General features: G+C 71.4%; 16 protein-coding genes and 1 pseudogene. 11 read left to right on the top strand and 6 right to left on the bottom strand.

What is annotated here, in order from left to right:
- Positions 1-5: 5 nt before the first annotated feature.
- Both OC490_RS11630 and OC490_RS11625 read left to right on the top strand, forming a co-directional pair.
- On the top strand, positions 6-1,040 hold the full coding sequence (locus tag OC490_RS11630; RefSeq protein ID WP_262057798.1) for an MBL fold metallo-hydrolase: 1,035 nt from the start codon (positions 6-8) through the stop codon (positions 1,038-1,040).
- A 4-nt stretch (positions 1,041-1,044) separates the two neighbouring features.
- Positions 1,045-1,396, top strand: a pseudogene (locus OC490_RS11625) (nuclear transport factor 2 family protein); the annotation flags it as partial.
- On the opposite strand, the gene OC490_RS11620 reads toward OC490_RS11625, so the two are convergent.
- A complete protein-coding gene (locus OC490_RS11620; protein WP_262057797.1) occupies positions 1,333-3,462 on the bottom strand; it encodes an ATP-binding protein in 2,130 nt (709 codons plus the stop codon). The pseudogene OC490_RS11625 and the gene OC490_RS11620 sit on opposite strands and share 64 nt — an antisense overlap.
- A gap of 202 nt (positions 3,463-3,664) precedes the next feature.
- Between OC490_RS11620 and OC490_RS11615 the strand changes: the two genes are divergently transcribed.
- Complete coding sequence (locus tag OC490_RS11615; RefSeq protein ID WP_262057796.1) at positions 3,665-4,729, top strand: PP2C family protein-serine/threonine phosphatase; 1,065 nt, start codon at positions 3,665-3,667, stop codon at positions 4,727-4,729.
- 13 nt (positions 4,730-4,742) lie between these two features.
- Here OC490_RS11615 and OC490_RS11610 read toward each other — a convergent pair whose 3' ends face one another.
- Positions 4,743-5,468 (bottom strand): alpha/beta hydrolase, encoded by a 726-nt coding sequence (locus tag OC490_RS11610; protein ID WP_262057795.1) that lies wholly within the window; start codon positions 5,466-5,468, stop codon positions 4,743-4,745.
- Between the two features lie 150 nt (positions 5,469-5,618).
- Between OC490_RS11610 and OC490_RS11605 the strand changes: the two genes are divergently transcribed.
- Genes OC490_RS11605 through OC490_RS11590 form a run of 4 tightly spaced genes read left to right on the top strand, consistent with a single transcriptional unit; the run spans position 5,619 to position 9,464 of the window.
- Positions 5,619-6,476 carry a helix-turn-helix domain-containing protein gene (locus OC490_RS11605; RefSeq protein ID WP_262057794.1) on the top strand — a complete coding sequence of 286 codons (858 nt, stop codon included), beginning with the start codon at positions 5,619-5,621 and terminating at the stop codon, positions 6,474-6,476.
- A gap of 54 nt (positions 6,477-6,530) precedes the next feature.
- On the top strand, positions 6,531-7,229 hold the full coding sequence (locus OC490_RS11600; protein WP_262057793.1) for an RNA polymerase sigma factor: 699 nt from the start codon (positions 6,531-6,533) through the stop codon (positions 7,227-7,229).
- Complete coding sequence (locus OC490_RS11595; protein ID WP_262057792.1) at positions 7,226-8,221, top strand: CU044_5270 family protein; 996 nt, start codon at positions 7,226-7,228, stop codon at positions 8,219-8,221. Before OC490_RS11600 ends, OC490_RS11595 begins: the two co-directional genes overlap by 4 nt.
- Before the next feature lie 34 nt (positions 8,222-8,255).
- Positions 8,256-9,464, top strand: coding sequence for a hypothetical protein (locus tag OC490_RS11590; protein ID WP_262057791.1), 1,209 nt, complete (start codon positions 8,256-8,258; stop codon positions 9,462-9,464).
- On the opposite strand, the gene OC490_RS11585 is transcribed toward OC490_RS11590, so the two are convergent.
- Positions 9,452-10,387, bottom strand: a complete 936-nt coding sequence (locus OC490_RS11585; protein WP_262057790.1) for a glutamate ABC transporter substrate-binding protein — start codon at positions 10,385-10,387, stop codon at positions 9,452-9,454. The genes OC490_RS11590 and OC490_RS11585 overlap by 13 nt on opposite strands.
- Before the next feature lie 187 nt (positions 10,388-10,574).
- Positions 10,575-11,243 (bottom strand): phosphotransferase, encoded by a 669-nt coding sequence (locus OC490_RS11580; protein WP_410098609.1) that lies wholly within the window; start codon positions 11,241-11,243, stop codon positions 10,575-10,577.
- 371 nt (positions 11,244-11,614) lie between these two features.
- Here OC490_RS11580 and OC490_RS11575 point away from each other — a divergent pair, with 371 nt between their 5' ends.
- The 3 genes from OC490_RS11575 (at position 11,615) to OC490_RS11565 (ending at position 13,449) form a co-directional block, all read left to right on the top strand.
- Entirely contained in the window at positions 11,615-12,031 is a 417-nt protein-coding gene (locus tag OC490_RS11575; protein WP_262057788.1) for a transglycosylase SLT domain-containing protein, read from the top strand.
- 73 nt (positions 12,032-12,104) lie between these two features.
- A complete protein-coding gene (locus tag OC490_RS11570; protein ID WP_262057787.1) occupies positions 12,105-12,797 on the top strand; it encodes a YoaK family protein in 693 nt (230 codons plus the stop codon).
- Positions 12,798-12,864: 67 nt separating this feature from the next.
- Positions 12,865-13,449, top strand: a complete 585-nt coding sequence (locus OC490_RS11565) for a TerD family protein (protein WP_262057786.1) — start codon at positions 12,865-12,867, stop codon at positions 13,447-13,449.
- A gap of 67 nt (positions 13,450-13,516) precedes the next feature.
- On the opposite strand, the gene OC490_RS11560 is transcribed toward OC490_RS11565, so the two are convergent.
- Positions 13,517-14,752 carry a cytochrome P450 gene (locus tag OC490_RS11560; RefSeq protein ID WP_262057785.1) on the bottom strand — a complete coding sequence of 412 codons (1,236 nt, stop codon included), beginning with the start codon at positions 14,750-14,752 and terminating at the stop codon, positions 13,517-13,519.
- 229 nt (positions 14,753-14,981) lie between these two features.
- Here OC490_RS11560 and OC490_RS11555 point away from each other — a divergent pair, with 229 nt between their 5' ends.
- Positions 14,982-16,151 carry a steroid 3-ketoacyl-CoA thiolase gene (locus tag OC490_RS11555; RefSeq protein WP_262057784.1) on the top strand — a complete coding sequence of 390 codons (1,170 nt, stop codon included), beginning with the start codon at positions 14,982-14,984 and terminating at the stop codon, positions 16,149-16,151.
- On the opposite strand, the gene OC490_RS11550 is transcribed toward OC490_RS11555, so the two are convergent.
- Entirely contained in the window at positions 16,135-17,034 is a 900-nt protein-coding gene (locus OC490_RS11550) for a LysR family transcriptional regulator (RefSeq protein ID WP_262057783.1), read from the bottom strand. The genes OC490_RS11555 and OC490_RS11550 overlap by 17 nt on opposite strands.
- Positions 17,035-17,036 lie beyond the last annotated feature (2 nt).

Genomic DNA, 17,036 nt, shown 5'->3' with positions numbered 1-17,036 from the left:
AGTCCATGACGTCCACGGGTCAGGTCCACGACCACGGCGGCGGTGTTCGTTCCATCGAAGTCCCCATCCCCGACAACCCACTTGGGACCACACTCGTCTACGTCGTCGACACCGACCGCGGCCCGGTCCTGGTCGACACCGGCTGGGACGACCCGGCCTCCTGGGACACCCTCGTCGCGGGCCTCGATGCCTGCGGTACGCAGGTCGGCGAGGTGCACGGCGTGATCATCACCCACCACCACCCCGACCACCACGGCCTGTCCGGGCGGGTGCGCGAGGCGTCCGGTGCGTGGCTCGCGATGCACGCGGCGGACACGGCGATCGTACGGCGGGCCCGTTCGACCGAACCGGGCCGCTGGCTGGCGTACATGACCGCGAAGCTCGCGGCGGCCGGCGCCCCCGAGGAGCACCTCGCCCCGCTCCGGGCGGCCCGTCCGCGCAGTGTCCCTGGCCTCGCGCCCGCGCTGCCCGACCGGGAGATCGTCCCCGGCGAACTCCTCGACCTGGCAGGTCGGCGACTGCGCGCAATCTGGACCCCTGGCCACACGCCGGGCCATGTCTGCCTGCACCTGGAAGAGGAACACCCGGCCCAACTCCCGGGCCACGGGCGGCTGTTCTCCGGCGACCACCTCCTTCCCGAGATCACCCCGCACATCGGCCTGTACGAGGACCCGGACGACACCACGATCGCCGACCCCCTCGGCGACTACCTCGCCTCCCTGGAGCGGGTCGGGCGCCTCGCACCCGCCGAGGTGCTCCCGGCCCACCAGTACACCTTCACCGACGCGTCCGGCCGGGTACGGGAGTTGCTCACGCACCACGAGGACCGGCTGACCGGGCTGCTCGCACTGCTGTCGGAGCCGCTCACCGCCTGGCAGGTGGCCGAGCGGATGGAGTGGAACCGGCCCTGGGCCCAAATCCCCTACCAGTCACGGAACATCGCGGTCTCCGAGGCGGAGGCGCATCTGCGGCGGCTGGTGAAGCTGGGGCAGGCGGAGGTCATGACGGGGAGCGAGCCGGTGACGTACGTGGCGGTGTAATTCGGTCGAGGGGCGGGAGGCGCTGCGGAAGTACTTCGGCGCCCGCCCCGCCGGGCGGCTCTCGCGCCGTCCGATGTCGAACGTCCTGGTCACCCTCACCTCCCGCGACACCGCGATCTCGACCGCCTACTTCACGACGTACCGAGTCGACGGCCACCACGGCGGTATGGTCCCGCCCGGTCCCCCCGTCCAGGGCGGCCTCCCCCATCGAGGACACCTTCCGCCAGGTGCACGGGACTTGGCTGATCGACACCCGGACCCTGTTCCTGCCGTTCGGCGACCCCACCCCGCGTCACCGACTGACAGCCGCGTACGCGATTCCCTCGTCGTACGACATCGCCAGGCCCGCCCGGTAGCCGGTCGTGTAGGCGTCGTCGCCGAGGTGTTCGCGGACCCGGAGTTCGCAGGTGCGGCGGGTGGCGATCAGGTCCGGGGAGTCCATCTGGGCGCGGCCGGTGAGTTCCCACAGGCGGGTGCCGATGCCGAGGAGACGGGCCGCGCGGTGGGCGTCGCCCGCGCTGACGACGGCGGCGGCCAGCAGGTCGAGGGACATGGCGGCGCCGACGGTGTTGTGCAGCAGCGCGTGACCGGCGATCGAGGTGCGGGCGCCCTGCACAGCCGCCGGTATGTCGCCGCGCGCCAGGTCCGCCTGGGCTATCAGGTAGTCCGCGAAGGCCCCGCACCAGTACTCGCCCTGTTTCCGGCTTGCCGTACGCACCTCGTCGGCGACCTCACGGCCCCGCTCGAACTCGCCGCGCAGCACGTGCGCGAGGGACAGCGCGAGCCGGGCCTGTAGTTGGGCGGCGCCGAACCCGTCGTCCTGGACCGGGAGTTGGGGTGCCGCGGCGAGGACGTCGATGGCCTCGGCCTGCCTGCCGGTGAGTGCCAGGTGGCCGCCCCTGAGGTAGACGGCGGCGACCTGCGCGACCGGGGAGCCCTGTTCGCGGGCCGCGTCGGCGCAGCGCACCGCCCAGTTGGCCGCCGCCTCCTGGTCGCCCTGGAGGATGGCGACCGCGCCGCGCGACCACAGGGCGAGGGTGCGGCCGGGGCCGGGCGGCGACTCGGCGGCGAGGGCCTGGTCCAGGCAGTGCTGGGCCTCGCGGAGGTAGCCGCAGTGCCGCCACAGGAAGCCGACATGGCCCGCCATCTCCACGGCGGTGGACCACCTCTCGCCGTCCGGCTCGGCGAGCGCGCACTCGACGGCCGTACGCAGATTGGCGTGTTCGGTCAGCACGCGCTCGCACCAGGCGACCTGCCGTCCGGTGTTCCACTCGGCGCAGCCCTCGCGGGCGAGGCGGGCGTAGTGGTCGCGGTGGCGCTGGCGTACGGCGCGTTCCTCGCCGAGGGCGTGCAGCCAGTCGGCGCCGTACTCGCGGACGGTGTCGAGCATCCGGAAGCGGGCCGAGATGACGGGGTCGGGCAGCACGATGGACTGGGCCACGAGCCGGTCGAGCAGCCCGGCGATCCGCTCCTGGGGCAATGGTCCGCCCGCGCAGACCTGCCGGACGGCCGCCAGACAGAAGCCGCCGCTGAAGACGGACAGCCGCGCCCACAGCAGGCGTTCGAGAGGCGCGCACAGCTCGTGGCTCCAGCCGATGGCGGTGCGCAGGGTCTGGTGGCGGGGCGGGCGTTCGCCGGTGTCGGAGGCGAGCAGGTCCAGCGCCGAGGGCAGGCGTTCGCCGAGTCGGGTGTGGAGCTGGTCCAGGGTCAGCTCGGCGAGGCGGGCGGCGGCGAGTTCGAGGGCGAGCGGGATGCCGTCGAGGCGACGGCAGACGGCGACGGCGGTGGCGCGGGCGGCCGAGTCGTCGTCGTGCAGGGGGCGTCCGGCGGCTGCGGCGCGGGCGGCGAACAGAGCCACGGCGTCACCCGCACCGGGTGCGGCATGGGCGCCGGGTCGGCCGTCCACGGGCAGTGGTTCGAGGTGGAGGACGTCCTCGCCGGGCAGGGCGAGCCGTTCCCGGCTGGTGACCAGGACACGCAGGCCGGGCAGGCGGGACAGTAGGGCGGCGGCGAGTCTGGCGCAGTCGGCGAGGAGGTGCTCACAGGAGTCGAGGACGATCAACAGCCGTTTGCCGTGGGCCCATTCGGTGATGACGTCGATGACCGGGCGGGTCGACTGGTCGGCGAGCCGGAGGGTTTCCATGACGGCGAGGTCGACGAGTCCGGCGGTGTGCAGGGGGGAGAGTTCGGCCAGCCAGACCCCGTTGGGGTACGCGGCTTGGACCTCCGCCGCCGCGCGCAGCGCGAGCCGGGTCTTGCCGACCCCGCCGACCCCGACGACGCTGACCAGCCTGGCCGGGCCGACGGCGGGGTCCAACGCGGCGTGGAGCCGGGCGAGTTCGGCGCGCCGCCCGACAAAACTGCGGGTCTCGGGCGGCAGATTCCCGAGGTTCCCGGGGTTCGGGTCAGTCCTGTCCGGCACGAGGCCAGTGTGTCCGTACGTCACCGACTCCATGCGGAGGTCCCGGAACGCGGCTCACGGCCGACCGGAAAAGTCGCCGTACCACCGGAACGGCCGCCCTTTTCGATCATCTTCCGTCCCGACTCCGACGAGTTGTGATCGAGAGCCGGTCAACTCCCCCGTGCCGCAGGTGCGGAGCCAGGAATTCCGCGATCGTCGTGGCGTGAACGCGAGGGACACGAACGCGAGGGACGGGGGACGCCGCCTGCTCGTCGCACCGGTCGGTTGTCTGCTTGCGGCCACCCCGGGTCTGCTGATCGGCCGGGTGCAGCCGATCCTGCCGCTGCTGGCGATCGGACCGCTGATGGCCGCCACGTTCCTGGGGGCCCGCCGTACGCTCCTGGTCTGCTGCTGGACGGTGCTGCTCGCGCTGGCGGCGGGGCTCGGCGCGGGGACACAGCTGAACGCCGGGTTCGCCGTCCGCTGGGGCGGGCTGCTCCTTGGCTGCGTGTGCAGTGTGTACGCGGCGAGGCAGCGCGGCCGGCTGCGGGAACGGCTCGCGGAGGCGCGGGAGGTGGCCCGGATCACCCAGGAGACGATCCTGCGGCCCGTCTCCCGCACCCTCTCCGGCACCCATGTCAGCACCCGCTACCACTGTGCGAACCGCGAGTCCTCGGTCGGCGGCGACCTGTACGACCTCGCGGTGACGCCGTACGGCCTGCGGGTGCTGGTCGGGGACGCGCGCGGGCACGGGCTCGACGCGCTGCGGACGGCGGCCGACACGCTCATCGGGTTCCGTGAACTCGTCTATACGGCACCGGACTTGGCGAGCCTCGCGAGGGCGCTGGACGCCCGGCTGACGCCCGGTCTCGGCCCCGAGGACTTCGTCACGGCGGTGCTGGCCGAGTTCGGGCCGGGTGAGGTGCGGCTCGTCAACTGCGGCCATCCGGCGCCCCTGCGCTCGGGCCACCGGCTTGAACTCCTCGAACCCCGGGTCCCCGCGCTGCCGTTGGGCCTGCACCCGGACCCACGGCAGTACCGGGTCCGCCTCCAGCCCGGCGACCGCCTCCTCCTCTACACGGACGGCCTCACCGAGTCCCGCGCCCTCGACGGCACTCCGTTCGCCCTGCTCACCGAGTGCGCGACGGCGTTGAGCGAGCCGACACCGGACGCGGCGCTGCATGTGCTGTACGACCGCTTGCTCGCGCACGCCGGCGGGCCGCCCACCGACGACCTGGCCCTCGTCCTGTGCCAGCCGACGGGGGTGGTGGCACCGGCCCCGGTCTGAGGCCGGTACCGGATCAGCCCAACTTGCCGAGCAGGTCGGCCAGTTCGGCCGGCTTGGTGATCATGCAGTCGTGGCCCGCCTCCAGTTCCCACACCTGCGCCGGGGTGCCGTTGGGCTGGATCGCGGGGACCGGCCGCCGCTCGAAGCCCTCCGGCTCGCTGCCCACGCAGTGGATGTGGGTGCGGGGGATCGTCCGCGCGGCCGGGTTGTCCAGCCGTACCGACTGCTGGAGGCAGCGCGCCGACTGGTCCGAGAGCGTCGTCCGCAGCCAGGCGATGTCCGCCGGGTCGGTGACGCCGAACAGGCCCCCGGGCGGCGGCAGTTCGGGCATGGGCGGAATCCGCCAGCCGGTACCTGAACTCACCGCCATGTCGATCAACACCTGCGTCACGGGCATGATGTCGATCGCGCTCTCCCCGTCCTCCGGGACCATCGCGTCGAGGTAGACCATGTGGGCGATCCGGTCGGGGGCCTGGTTGGCGGCCGACGAGACGACGAGTCCGCCGTAGCTGTGCCCGACGAGGACCACCTCGGTGAGGTCCTCCTGCGTGATGAGCCCTACGACGTCGTCGACGTGTGTGTCGAGGCCTACTTCGGGGCCGAGCAGCCGCGCCTTGTCGCCGTGGCCGGTCAGCGAGGGCGCGAACACGCGGTGTCCGGCCGCCGTCAGCAGCGGGACCACCCGCTGCCAGCTGTCTCCGCTGTGCCAGGCACCGTGCACCAGTAGGTATGTGGACATGGCTGTTGCTCCTCGCTGTGGTGGCCGGCGTCGCTGATCAGCACGCCACCGGTGACGCTGCCGCCCGGCCCACGCCCCAGCCAGGGCCCCCGCGCCCCTGGGGGTGACAGGACCAGGCACGCGCGCGGCCGGGCGAATTACAGTGCGGAGATGGCCGGTGAACCGAATCTGCTGGGCGAGTACGTGCGCGCCCGCCGTGAACTCGTCACCCCCGAACAGGCCGGCGTCCCCGCCTACGGGGTACGGCGCGTGCCGGGCCTGCGGCGGGAGGAGGTCGCGCTGCTCGCCGGGATCAGCGCCGACTACTACCTGCGCCTGGAGCAGGGCCGCGACCGCAACCCCTCCGTGCAGGTCCTGGAGTCCATCGCCCGGGTGCTGCGGCTCGACGAGGACGCGACGGCCCACCTGTTGCGCCTGGGCGCCGCGAAGCCCCGGCGCCGCCGGCCCCGCCCGGTGCGGGAAACCGTGCCCGAGGGGATCGCGAAGCTCCTCGGCGCGCTCCCGCTCCCCGCGCTGGTCGAGGGCCGCTACTTCGACGTCCTCGCCGCCAACTCCCTGGCGACCGCGCTGTCCCCGCGCTTCGCGGCCGGGTCCAACCGGCTGCTGTCGCTGTTCCTCGACCCGGCCGAGCAGGCGCTCTACCCGTACTGGGAAAGCGCGGTCGGAGGCATGGTCGCCGCGTTCCGCGAGTCCGTGGGCCCCGACACGGACGACCCCAGGTTCATCGAGCTGGTCGGTGAACTCTCCCTCGCCAGCCCCCTGTTCAGCCGGCTCTGGGCCCGCCACGACGTACAGACCTGCGAGGCCGCGCCGAAGCACATCGCCCATCCCCAGGTCGGCGACCTGGAACTGAACCGGGAGCGGCTGAGCATCGACGGCGCACCGGGCCGGACCCTCGTCGTCTACCACCCGGACCCGGGCACCGACGCCGCCGAGAAGCTGGCCCTCCTCGCGTCCGCGACCCGGACACCGGACTCCGGCCGTCCCCGGTCCGGGGTCACCGGGTAGGACCGTGTGACGCGGGTCACCGCAGCGCGGTCCGTCCTGCGGACAGGGAAGGGTGTGGAGATCTCACTACGGGCCCGCGTGCGAGCCGGAGACCCCGACGCGTTCGGGCAACTCTTCGACGAGCACGCCTCGGTGGTCCACCGGCACGCCGTCCGGATGACCGGCGACCGGGGCACGGCCGACGACATCGTGTCGCTGACCTTCCTGGAGGCATGGCGGCTGCGCGAGCGTGTACTGCCCGGCGACGACAGCCTGCGGCCGTGGCTGCTCGGCATCGCGACGAACGTCACGCGCAACACCGCGCGGGCGGCGCGAAGACATCAGGCCGCGCTCGTCAGAATCCCGCCGCCCGATCCCGTGCCGGACTTCGCCGACGAGGTGACCCGGCGCATGGCCGACACCGAGGAACTGGCCGCCGCACAAAGGGCGTTGCGCAAGCTGCGCCGGGGCGAGCGGGAGGCGTTCACGCTCTGCGTGTGGGAGGGGCTGGACGCGGCCACGGCGGCCGAGGCCCTGGGCGTGGCCGTCGGCACCGTACGGTCCCGGCTCTCGCGCGCGAGAAAACGCCTGCGCAAGCTCACCGACCTCGAACTCGGACTCGGCCAGGCACAGAAGCAGGAAGAACTGAAGCAGGAACAGAACCAGGAACAGGAACGGGAAGCGCAACGCCCGGCCCCGGTCGGACAGTCACCGGGTAGCCGCCGGCAGGCGGCTCGGTCCACACCCAAGTCCACGCAGGAGAAGACGCGATGAACACCGACCCCCAGGAACTGGCCGAGTTGCTGCCCGCCCCGGGCCGCCCGGTGCTCTCGCGGGACCGCCACCGCGTACTGAGGGAACACCTGATGCAGCACATCACCCACGAGCACGACACCGTCCGCGGGCAGTCGACCACGACTCCCACCGCGCCCAAGCCGTCCGCGCGCCGACGCCTTGTGCTCGTCGCCGCACCGCTGGCCCTCGCCGCCGCCGTGGGCCTGGGCGTGGTCGCGGTCGACAGCGCGCGGGACGGCAAGGACGGCTCGGCAGCGGGCGCGGGTGCCGCCGACGGCCACCAGAAGGCCGTACAACTGCTGGACCGGATCGCCCTGGCCGCCGCTTCCCGTCCCGCGGTCACGGCACGCGACGACCAGTTCATCTACACCAAGTCCCAGGGATCGGCGGCCGAGTTGGGCGTCCGGTTCAGCAGCGCCGCCGAACTCTCCCGGCACCAGGGGCTCTTCACGCCGAAGCCGTACAACGGGGCCGTCCGGCAGGAGCAGTGGGACGCGGTGGACGGCAAGCGGGACGGTCTGCGCAAGGGCGTCGCGGTCGCCGACCCCACCCAGAGGATGGAGATGGACATGAACGGGGTCGGATACCTGACCTTCCGTCAGCTCCAGGCCCTGCCCACCGACCCCGCCCCGCTGCTGAAGAAGTTCTCCGGCGATGCCGCGAACGTATCGGCGGCCCGCCGTACGGAAGTTGTCGTGGAGAATCTCGGCGCCATCGTCGACGAGGCCACTCTGCTGCCCGACCTCAGTGCCGCGATCTACCGTGCCATGGCCGAGCTCCCGGGCGTGAGCGTCGTGGACCACGTCAAGGACGCGGCGGGACGGGAGGGCGTCGGCCTCACGTTCAGGAACGCCCCGAAGGGCTACGCCTGGGTCTTCGACTCGTCGAGCCTCGTCTATCGCGGCACAACTGACGCCGCCCTCCTGGGAGTTGGCGTCGCGGACCGGGCGGGTGAGGTGCCGGCCGGTTAGCCTGCGGTACGACACATCGGGGAGCGGGGGTGCGATGACGGCCGACGTACGCCCGTTCTCCGAGGCCGCCGAGGGCACGGGGCCGGCGGAACTGGACTACCGGGGGCCGCAGGGCTGGGCCACGGTGGTCCACCGCGCCCACGTGGGAACCTTCACCCTCCTCGGCGCCGAAGACACCCACCCGGTCCGGGACTACGAGCCCGAGCAGTCCCGGACCGAGGAGCCGCGCACCTGGGAGTACCGGTTGGGCCTGTCGGGACCGCAGCGGCTGCGGATCGAGACGGCCGGGCGGTGGACGGTCTCCGTCACCCCGCTGGAGCAGGACGAGCCCGAGGACGGCGGGGTCTTCTCCCGTCGCGGCATCGGGAACCAGACGGTCGAGCTCGCCGAGCCGGACCCGCCGGGAGCGTCGATCCTTGAGTTCACCAAGATCGAGAGCGCCCGCCCCACGGGCCTGCATCTCCGGCTGTGGACGGACTTCGACGACCACGCTTTCTGGCCGGTGGGTGACGACGACCGGGCCAGGTTCCTGTTCGGCCACGACACTCCGGCCATCTGGTCGTCGGCCGGCCGGGTCGAGGTCGGCAACGCCGCCGGCTGCGAATGGCGGCTGCGCGTACTGCCGTTGTCCGCGGCCCGCCCGCTGGACGGCACCACCACCCGGGGCACCGGTGCGGAGGTCCTCGTCCACACGGGGGTGCCGGCCGCGCTCGCGCTGTCCTCCCTTTCGGACGCGGGACACGATCCCGAAGCGCAGGTCTCCGAGGTGGAGGTCCGCGTCGAGTCACGCGGCTACAAGGAGATCCTGTCCACCAGGAACCACGGCACCGAGGACGGTGCGATCCTCGGACTCGGTCCCGGGCCGACACTGCTCCAGACCGGGGGTGGCGGAGGCTGGGAGCTGCGCACCACCGCGCTCGACGCGGTGCGGACCTTCGACGGGCGATTCACCGGCACGGGCGGGAAGGTGCTCCGCTACACGGGGCCGCCCGTCACCGCACGGGTCGTCACCCGGTCCTGGCACAGGTGGTCCGGCATGGTCTCGGTCCGTACCCTCACCCCCGAACTCCACTGGGGGGACTGGGTCAACGCCAAGGGCGGGCTGCCGGGCCGGCTCCGGGGCGAGCCGCTGGACCTGCTCCCCGGAACGCTGCTGGCGGCCTCCGGCCCCCGTGACGGGTCCGCCTGGAGCATCCTCCGTACCGGGATCGGGGCCAGGCTGCGGCGCCGTCAGTCGCGGTAGCGCGGTGCGGGCGGGTAGAAGTCGCCGTAGGGGCCCAACCACCGTTCGTGCAGGGCGCGGAGCGTGCCCGAGGTACGCAGGTGCGCGAGCACGCCGTTGATGAAGCGGACCAGTTCCGGTGTCGTCTTCGGGACGGCGATTCCGTGCGGCTCGTAGGTGAACCGCGGTCCGGTGATGCGGGTGGCGGGGTCCTGGGCACTGAGTCCGGCGAGGACGTTGTCGGTGGTCGACACGGCGGCCACCGCGCCCTGCTGGAGCAGCAGGAGGCAGTCGGTCCAGTCGGAGACGGTCACCGGCTGCACCTTCGGGCGGGCGCGTCGCAGCTCGGTCAGCGAGGTGGTGCCCCGGGCCGTGCACACCTTCTGTCCGGCGAGATCGGCCAGGGTCTTCACCGGGGAGGTGTCGGTGACGAGGACGCGTTGGCCGGAGTCGAGGTAGTCGCTGCTGAACAGCACCTGTTCCATGCGCTCGCAGGTGATCGTCATGGAGTGGGCGACGAGGTCGACCTGACCGCGCTGGAGTATCTCGATGCGCTGTGCGGACGGCACGGTCTTGAACTGCACCCGGTCCGGCCGCCCGAACAGGGCGCGGGAGATCTCCCGCACCAGGTCGATGTCGAGCCCGTCCAGCTGTCCGGTGTCGGAGTCGCGGTAGCCGAAGAGATAGGTGTTCTGGTCCACTCCCACGATCAGCCGGCCGCGGGCGACGATCCGCTCCATCGCCGTACCGCTGGGCATCCGGCCGCCCGGTGTCGGCATGTGGGCCGGCGGTTTGAGCGACCGCAGCGGATCGCAGTTCCCGCCGGTCGCCGCCGATGCGCTCGCGGACACCGACGCGGACGCACTGCCGACGGGCGAACGACGTTGCGGGGCGGCCGCGTTCACGCAGGACACCGTCAGCGCCAGCACGGCCACAGACACCACGGCCGCGGCGAGCAGCCGCCGGCGAAACGGGTCCCGGCGGGTCCCTGCGGCAGCCGGCAGCCGGCCCTCTTCTCCACGTGCCCCAAGTTCCCTCACACTGCCCCGCAGTCCTCGGAACCCATCCGAAGACGCCGTCCGGCGCCCCGGCCCCTCACGCACTCGTCGACGGTGACGCGTTCACGCCGATTCACGGTTCCCGGGAAGATGCGAGCGACCGGACCAACTCCTCGGCCGCACCGAGGAGTTCGACCTCGTGCGAAGTCATCGTCGGGTTGACCGCCCGCCTCCGCCTGGCCTCCGCCAGCCCCGCCTCCGTGAGGTCGGCGGGATCGGCGAGGAGTGCGGTGAGTATCGCGCGGGCCGGGCCGGCGATCGGCAGGTCGTCCACGGCGACCTGGGCGAGGATGATCGCGGAGAGGCCCCAGTCGAGCCCGGGGTCGCCGTCCTCCGTGGTGCCCCAGTCGATGACGTGGGGGCCGGCCGGGGTGAGCATCACGTTCTCCGGGTGGAGGTCGAGGTGCAGGACACGGGTGCCGGGGCGGCGGCCGGGGATCGCGTGCAGCTGCCGCAGCAGCGCGGCAAGTACGGTCCCCACCTCCCGCGCGTCGATCGAGCCGGCGACGAGGGCCTCCACCATGGTGGGCCCGGTCAGCCGTTCCATCACCAGGTCGGTGCGCGAGGTGGGCGGGTCCACCGGCCGCACCCGGGGCACGGGATAGCCGTACGCGCGCACATGCTCCATCACCGCGCCCTCGGCCGCCGCGTCCCCCCAGTCCTCCCGGTTGCGGCGCAGCACCCACCCCTCGTCGATCTCGTACACGTCCGCGGTACGGCCGGAGCCGATCAGCTTCCCCATGGCTGGCATGGCCAGAATCTAAGCCCTGCGTGAGGTGTCGCGCACCGGCCGTCACACGAGTGGTGAAGCGCCCCACATGACCCACATCACCAACGATGCGGATTAGTAGCGCCAAAGCATGACATGCACGCGTCCGCACGCCCTCTGACCTGGGGTTTGAGAGCCACGTCACACGGTTGACGATTCACCCACATGCGACCACAACTAGTAAAAGGGGTCTTTGCGGACACGGATCGAGAGTGCTTCTGTGGAGCAGTCGCACGGCGCCGACGAGTCCTCACGGGCCTCGGCGCCGACGCCTTGCCGGCACCGCGCACCGCGTGACACCGGCAGGCGTACGACGTCTCTGTCCCCGAAGAAACAGGTTCTCCGTGTCCGTCTCCCGCATCGTCGCTCGCATCGCCTCCCCGAAGAAGGCCCTGACCGCCGCCGCCCTGGCCGCCGCCACCACCGGTCTGGTGCTGACCTCGGCTCCCGCCCAGGCCGCGACGACCTCCGCCTCCTCCGCTCAGTCGATCGCGCACAAGATGATCCCGAGCGCCGCGCAGTACAACGCGTTCAGCAAGATCGTCGAGCACGAGAGCGGCTGGAACGTCACCGCCACGAACTCCTCCTCCGGCGCCTACGGCCTGGTCCAGGCGCTGCCCGGTTCGAAGATGGCCTCGGCCGGTTCCGACTGGAAGACCAACCCCGCCACGCAGATCAAGTGGGGTCTGGACTACATGAACTCCCGCTACGGCTCCCCCGCCGCGGCCTGGAACTTCTGGCAGTCCAACGGCTGGTACTGATCACCGGCCCGCACACACGCACGTACGCAGCGGCGGTCCCCGGCACACCGGGGGCCGCCGCTACATTGCGTTCATGGACCAGAACACACAGCCAGAGTCCTACGACCGTGAGGCACGCGGGGTCCGGCTGGTGGCCGTGCTGCTGGGGCTGACCATGGTCAGCGGGCTGATCGACGCGGCGAGCTATCTGGGCCTCGGCCATGTCTTCACCGCGAACATGACCGGCAATGTGGTGGTCCTGGGCTTCGCCGCCGCCGGGGCACCGGGCTTCTCGGTGTCGCGCACCCTCACCTCCCTGGGCGCCTTCCTGGTGGGCGCGGCGGCCGGCGGCCGGATCGCGGTGCGGATGAACACCGGCTCGCGCCGGACCTGGGCCCGGGTGAGTCTCGGCGCGGAGGCACTGCTCGTGGGCGTGGCCGCGGTGATCGCCTGCGTGGCCCCGGGCGACGGCGCCACCACGCACCCCCTGATCGCCCTCACCGCCTTCGCGATGGGGCTGCGCAACGCGGTGGTCCGCAAGCTCAAGGTCACCGACTTCACGACCACCACGGTCCTGACGATGACCCTGACCGGCCTGGTCGCCGACTCGGTCGCGGGCGACGGCTGGGGCCCCGGCACCTTCCGCCGGCTGTCGGCGGCCGTCGCGATGGCCTTCGGCGCGTTTGTCGGCGCGTGGCTGGTCCTGCACCACGATCTGCGCTATCCGCTCCTGCTCGCTGCCCTGACCGCCGGGGTGTTCGCCGCGATCGCTTCTGGACGCGAGTAGCCCAAAGCCCTGCCAAGAAGGCAGAATTCGTGCGTCTTAGTCCCACGATCAAGAGGATCGATCACACATGATCACGCTCACGAAGGAAGACGGTCCGGCGGATCTGGACGGAGTGACCCATCTGGAGATCGGGGCGTCCTGGGACCCCACCGTCGGCAGCAGTGGCGGCATCATCGGGAAGCTGCGTCAGAAGGCCGGTACCGACCTCGACCTCATCGCGATCGCGATGCAGGGCGCGGAGCCGGTGCGGCTCGCCGGGCTCGACTCCCTGGACCCGCTGGGCAACGGCGCGTTGCTGCACAGCGGTGACAACCAGACCGGCAAGGGCGACGGCGACGACGAGACGGTGACCGTCGACCTCGCCAAGATCCCGGCCGCCATCACGTCGATCGTCTTCGTCGCCGCCGCCTACAAGAAGGGCAGTTCCTTCCAGAAGGCACGGAACATCGCCTTCAAGGTGTACGACGCGAGCGGCGGCAGCACCCAGCAGGTCGCCGAGATCTGGCCCAACCTGCTCAGCGACCACAACGGCTGCGCGGTCGCCAAGGCGGTCCGGGAGGGCGCCAGTTGGAAGCTCCAGGTCATCAACGAGACCGGGAAGATCAAGCAGGGCGACGAGCGCGAGCTCATGAAGTTCGCCATACGGAAGTAAGCACAGCGGTGATCGAGAACGGGCCGGCGGCGCCGGGATGCCGCCGGCCCGAGCTGTGTGGTCACCCTCAACCGGCGGTCACCTGAAGCTCCTTGACGCCGTTGATCCAGGCGGAGCGCAGCCGGCGCGGGTCGCCGGTCAGGGTCAGGTCGGGCATCGCGTCCGCGATCGCGTTGAAGATCAGGTCGATTTCGAGGACCGCGAGGGACTTGCCGAGGCAGTAGTGCGGGCCTCCGCCACCGAAGCCCAGGTGGGGGTTCGGGTCACGCATGACGTCGAACTCGTCGGGGTTCTCGAAGACTTCGGGGTCGTGGTTGGCGGAGGCGTAGAAGATGCCGACCCGGTCGCCCTTCTTGATGTGCTTGCCGCCGAGTTCGGTGTCCTGGGTCGCCGTCCGCTGGAACGCGTTGACCGGGGTGGCCCAGCGGACGATCTCCTCGGCGGCGGTCGACGGACGTTCGCGTTTGTACAGCTCCCACTGCTCGGGGTGGGTGAGGAACGCGTGCATGCCGTGGGTGATGGCGTTGCGGGTCGTCTCGTTCCCGGCGACCGACAGCATGAGCACGAAGAAGCCGAACTCGTCCGAGTTCAGGTTGCCCTCGTCCTCGGCGGCGACCAGGGTGCTGACGATGTCGTGGGCCGGGCACTGCTTGCGCTCGGCGGCCATTCCCATGGCGTAGGCGATGAGTTCGGCGGCGGACTCGGCGCCGACCTGCTCCGTGATGGCGTACTCGGGATCGTCGTAGGCGATCATCTTGTTGGACCACTCGAAGATCTTGACGCGGTCCTCCTGCGGGATGCCGATGAGTTCGGCGATGGCCTGGAGGGGCAGTTCGCAGGCGACCTCGGTGACGAAGTCGAAGGGGCCGGAGTGGGCGCGGGCGTTGGCCACGATGGACCGGGCCCGGTCGCGCAGGCGTTCCTCCAGGGCGCGGATCGCGCGTGGGGTGAAGCCGCGTTGGACGATCTGGCGGACGCGGGTGTGTTCGGGCGGGTCCATGTTGAGCAGGATCAGCCGCTGGGCGTCGATCGAGTCGCGGTTCATGTGCTCGTTGAAGCGGATGATCGCCGTGTTGAGGGTCGAGGAGAAGATCTCCGGGTGGGTGGAGACGTACCGGACGTCGGCGTGCCGGGTGACGGCCCAGTAGCCCTCGTCCTGGAACCCCGCGATGTTGGCGGGCTGCGGTATCCAGCGGACCGGTTCGGCCGCGCGCAGTTCGGCGAACTCCGGTAGGGGCACGCGGTGGTGGAGCAGATCGGGGTCGGTGAAGTCGAACCCTTCGGGCAACGCTGGACAGGGCATCGGCGCAACTCCCGTCATCTGACGGTCCATCAGGAACCCGGCTGCCGTGAAGGTAATAACGGGTTCTACAAGTAGCAAGAGGCACGGCAAGCCGAATTCCCTGCACGACCCTTGCGGTTGTGGACGGCCTGTCAGCAGACTGCACACAGAACTAGAACGCGTACTAGTTCTGCGTGGCGGGTGGCCGGGACGCCCGCGCCGCGCGGTGGACGAGGAGAGGACGTGTCCCATGGCCGCGGAACCCGTCATCGTGGAAGCCGTACGCACTCCCATCGGCAAGCGCGGCGGCGCGCTCGCCAATCTGCATCCCGCCTACCTGCTGGGCGAGACCTACCGTGAACTCCTCGGCCGCACCGGCATTCACGCCGACTGCGTCGAACAGATCGTCGGCGGCACGGTGACCCACGCCGGCGAGCAGTCCATGAACCCCGCGCGCACGGCCTGGCTGACGATGGGCCTGCCGTACGAGACGGCGGCGACCACGGTCGACTGTCAGTGCGGCTCCTCCCAGCAGGCCTCGCACATGACCGCCAACCTGATCGCGGCGGGCGTCATCGACGTCGGGATCAGCTGCGGTGTCGAGGCGATGTCGCGGGTGCCGCTGGGGTCGGGGTCGAAGCACGGGCCGGGGAAGCCGTTCCCCGACGAGTGGAACGTGGACCTGCCCAACCAGTTCGAGGCCGCCGAACGCATCGCCCGCAACCGGAAGTTGACCCGCGAGAACGTCGACTCGCTCGGCCTGATCTCACAGGAGCGGGCGGCCATCGCCTGGTCCGAGGAGCGCTTCAAGAAGGAGACGTTCGCCGTCCAGGTACCGACGACGGAGGACGAGCAGCGCGCCGGGCTCGGCATGTGGCGGCTCGTCGACCGGGACGAGGGCCTGCGCGACACGTCGATGGAGGCGCTGGCGCGGCTGAAGCCGGTCATGCCGACGGCCGTCCACACGGCGGGCAACTCCTCGCAGATCAGCGACGGCGCCTCGGCGATCATGTGGGCGTCGAAGCGGATGGCCAGGGCGCTCAAACTCCGCCCCCGCGCCCGGATCGTCGCCCAGGCGTTGGTCGGCGCCGACCCGCACTACCACCTCGACGGGCCGATCGACGCGACCCGTGCCGTGCTCGGCAAGGCCGGCATGACGCTCAAGGACATCGACATCGTCGAGATCAACGAGGCTTTCGCGTCAGTGGTGTTGAGCTGGGCGCAGGTCTTCGGGCAGGACCTGGAGAAGGTCAACGTGAACGGCGGCGCGATCGCCCTCGGCCATCCGGTCGGGGCGACCGGCGCCCGGCTGATCACCTCCGCCCTGCACGAACTGGAGCGCGCCGACAAGGAGTTCGCGCTGATCACGATGTGCGCGGGCGGGGCGCTGGCGACCGGGACGATCATTCAGCGGCTGTAGCCGACCCGTCGGCGGGGCTCAGATGATCCTCCGCGCAGGCGCGGAAGGCCGCGAGCAGTCGGCGGTTCTCCTCGCCTGCGCGGAAGGCCAGAACGACCGGGATGGGGTCCACACCCTCCAGCGGGACCGTGGTCAGATCGGGCCGCAGGCCCTTCCTGATGGCGCCCACCGGAACGAGCGCCACCGCCTCGCCCGCCGCGATGACTTCGAGCTTGTCCTCCAGATTCTCGACGAGTGGACCGTCCGGCACCCGCCGTCCGCCCGGGCGGGGATCGACGCGCCAGAACGCGTTGAACTCCTCGTCGGGGAAGCGGGGTACGGGCTCGTCCGCGATGTCGTCGAGGGTGACGTACTCCTTGCCGGCCAGCCGATGGCCGACCGGAACCAGCAGCACCCGGGGCTCCTCGAAGAGGACCGTCACGCTCAACCCCTCGGTGGCGAACGGGAATCGGCCCACCACCACGTCCACCCGGTGCTCCAGCAGGGCGGCCGGCATCTCGCCCCAGCCGAGAAAGGAGTGCTGCACATCGGCGTCCGGGAAGCGCCCGCGCAACGCGCGCACCGCCGGGGTGACGATGAGCCCGGTCATGTACCCGATGACGACCCGGCTCGGCCGCCCGGCCGCCCGCGCCACACCGGCTGCCTCCGCCGCCGACCGCAACAGCGCCTGGGCCCGGGGCAGGAACGCCGCCCCCGCTTCGGTGAGTTGGGTGCCCTGCGTCGTCCGGTCGAAGAGCCGCACCCCCAACTCACCCTCCAGACGCCGGACATGACGACTCAGGGACGGCTGCGCGAGATGCAGTACGGCCGCCGCCCGCCCGAAGTGCAGTTCCTCGGCGACGACGGTGAAACAGCGCACCAGACGCAGATCCAGGTCAGTCATAC

Origin of the sequence: Streptomyces sp. STR69, assembly GCF_024519455.1 — a bacterium.
Classification (GTDB): domain Bacteria; phylum Actinomycetota; class Actinomycetes; order Streptomycetales; family Streptomycetaceae; genus Streptomyces.
Note: the sequence above shows the minus strand (reverse complement) of the source record. Positions and strands in the feature narration are given on the sequence as shown.

Bases quoted from the DNA above. Each gene is read 5' to 3' on its own strand.
- OC490_RS11555 (WP_262057784.1), top strand. From the start codon at position 14,982: ATGGCCGCGGAACCCGTCATCGTGGAAGCCGTACGCACTCCCATCGGC.
- OC490_RS11560 (WP_262057785.1), bottom strand. From the start codon at position 14,752: ATGCCCTGTCCAGCGTTGCCCGAAGGGTTCGACTTCACCGACCCCGAT.
- OC490_RS11590 (WP_262057791.1), top strand. From the start codon at position 8,256: ATGACGGCCGACGTACGCCCGTTCTCCGAGGCCGCCGAGGGCACGGGG.
- OC490_RS11565 (WP_262057786.1), top strand. From the start codon at position 12,865: ATGATCACGCTCACGAAGGAAGACGGTCCGGCGGATCTGGACGGAGTG.
- OC490_RS11580 (WP_410098609.1), bottom strand. From the start codon at position 11,243: ATGGGGAAGCTGATCGGCTCCGGCCGTACCGCGGACGTGTACGAGATC.
- OC490_RS11595 (WP_262057792.1), top strand. From the start codon at position 7,226: ATGAACACCGACCCCCAGGAACTGGCCGAGTTGCTGCCCGCCCCGGGC.
- OC490_RS11630 (WP_262057798.1), top strand. From the start codon at position 6: ATGACGTCCACGGGTCAGGTCCACGACCACGGCGGCGGTGTTCGTTCC.
- OC490_RS11570 (WP_262057787.1), top strand. From the start codon at position 12,105: ATGGACCAGAACACACAGCCAGAGTCCTACGACCGTGAGGCACGCGGG.
- OC490_RS11605 (WP_262057794.1), top strand. From the start codon at position 5,619: ATGGCCGGTGAACCGAATCTGCTGGGCGAGTACGTGCGCGCCCGCCGT.
- OC490_RS11550 (WP_262057783.1), bottom strand. From the start codon at position 17,034: ATGACTGACCTGGATCTGCGTCTGGTGCGCTGTTTCACCGTCGTCGCC.
- OC490_RS11610 (WP_262057795.1), bottom strand. From the start codon at position 5,468: ATGTCCACATACCTACTGGTGCACGGTGCCTGGCACAGCGGAGACAGC.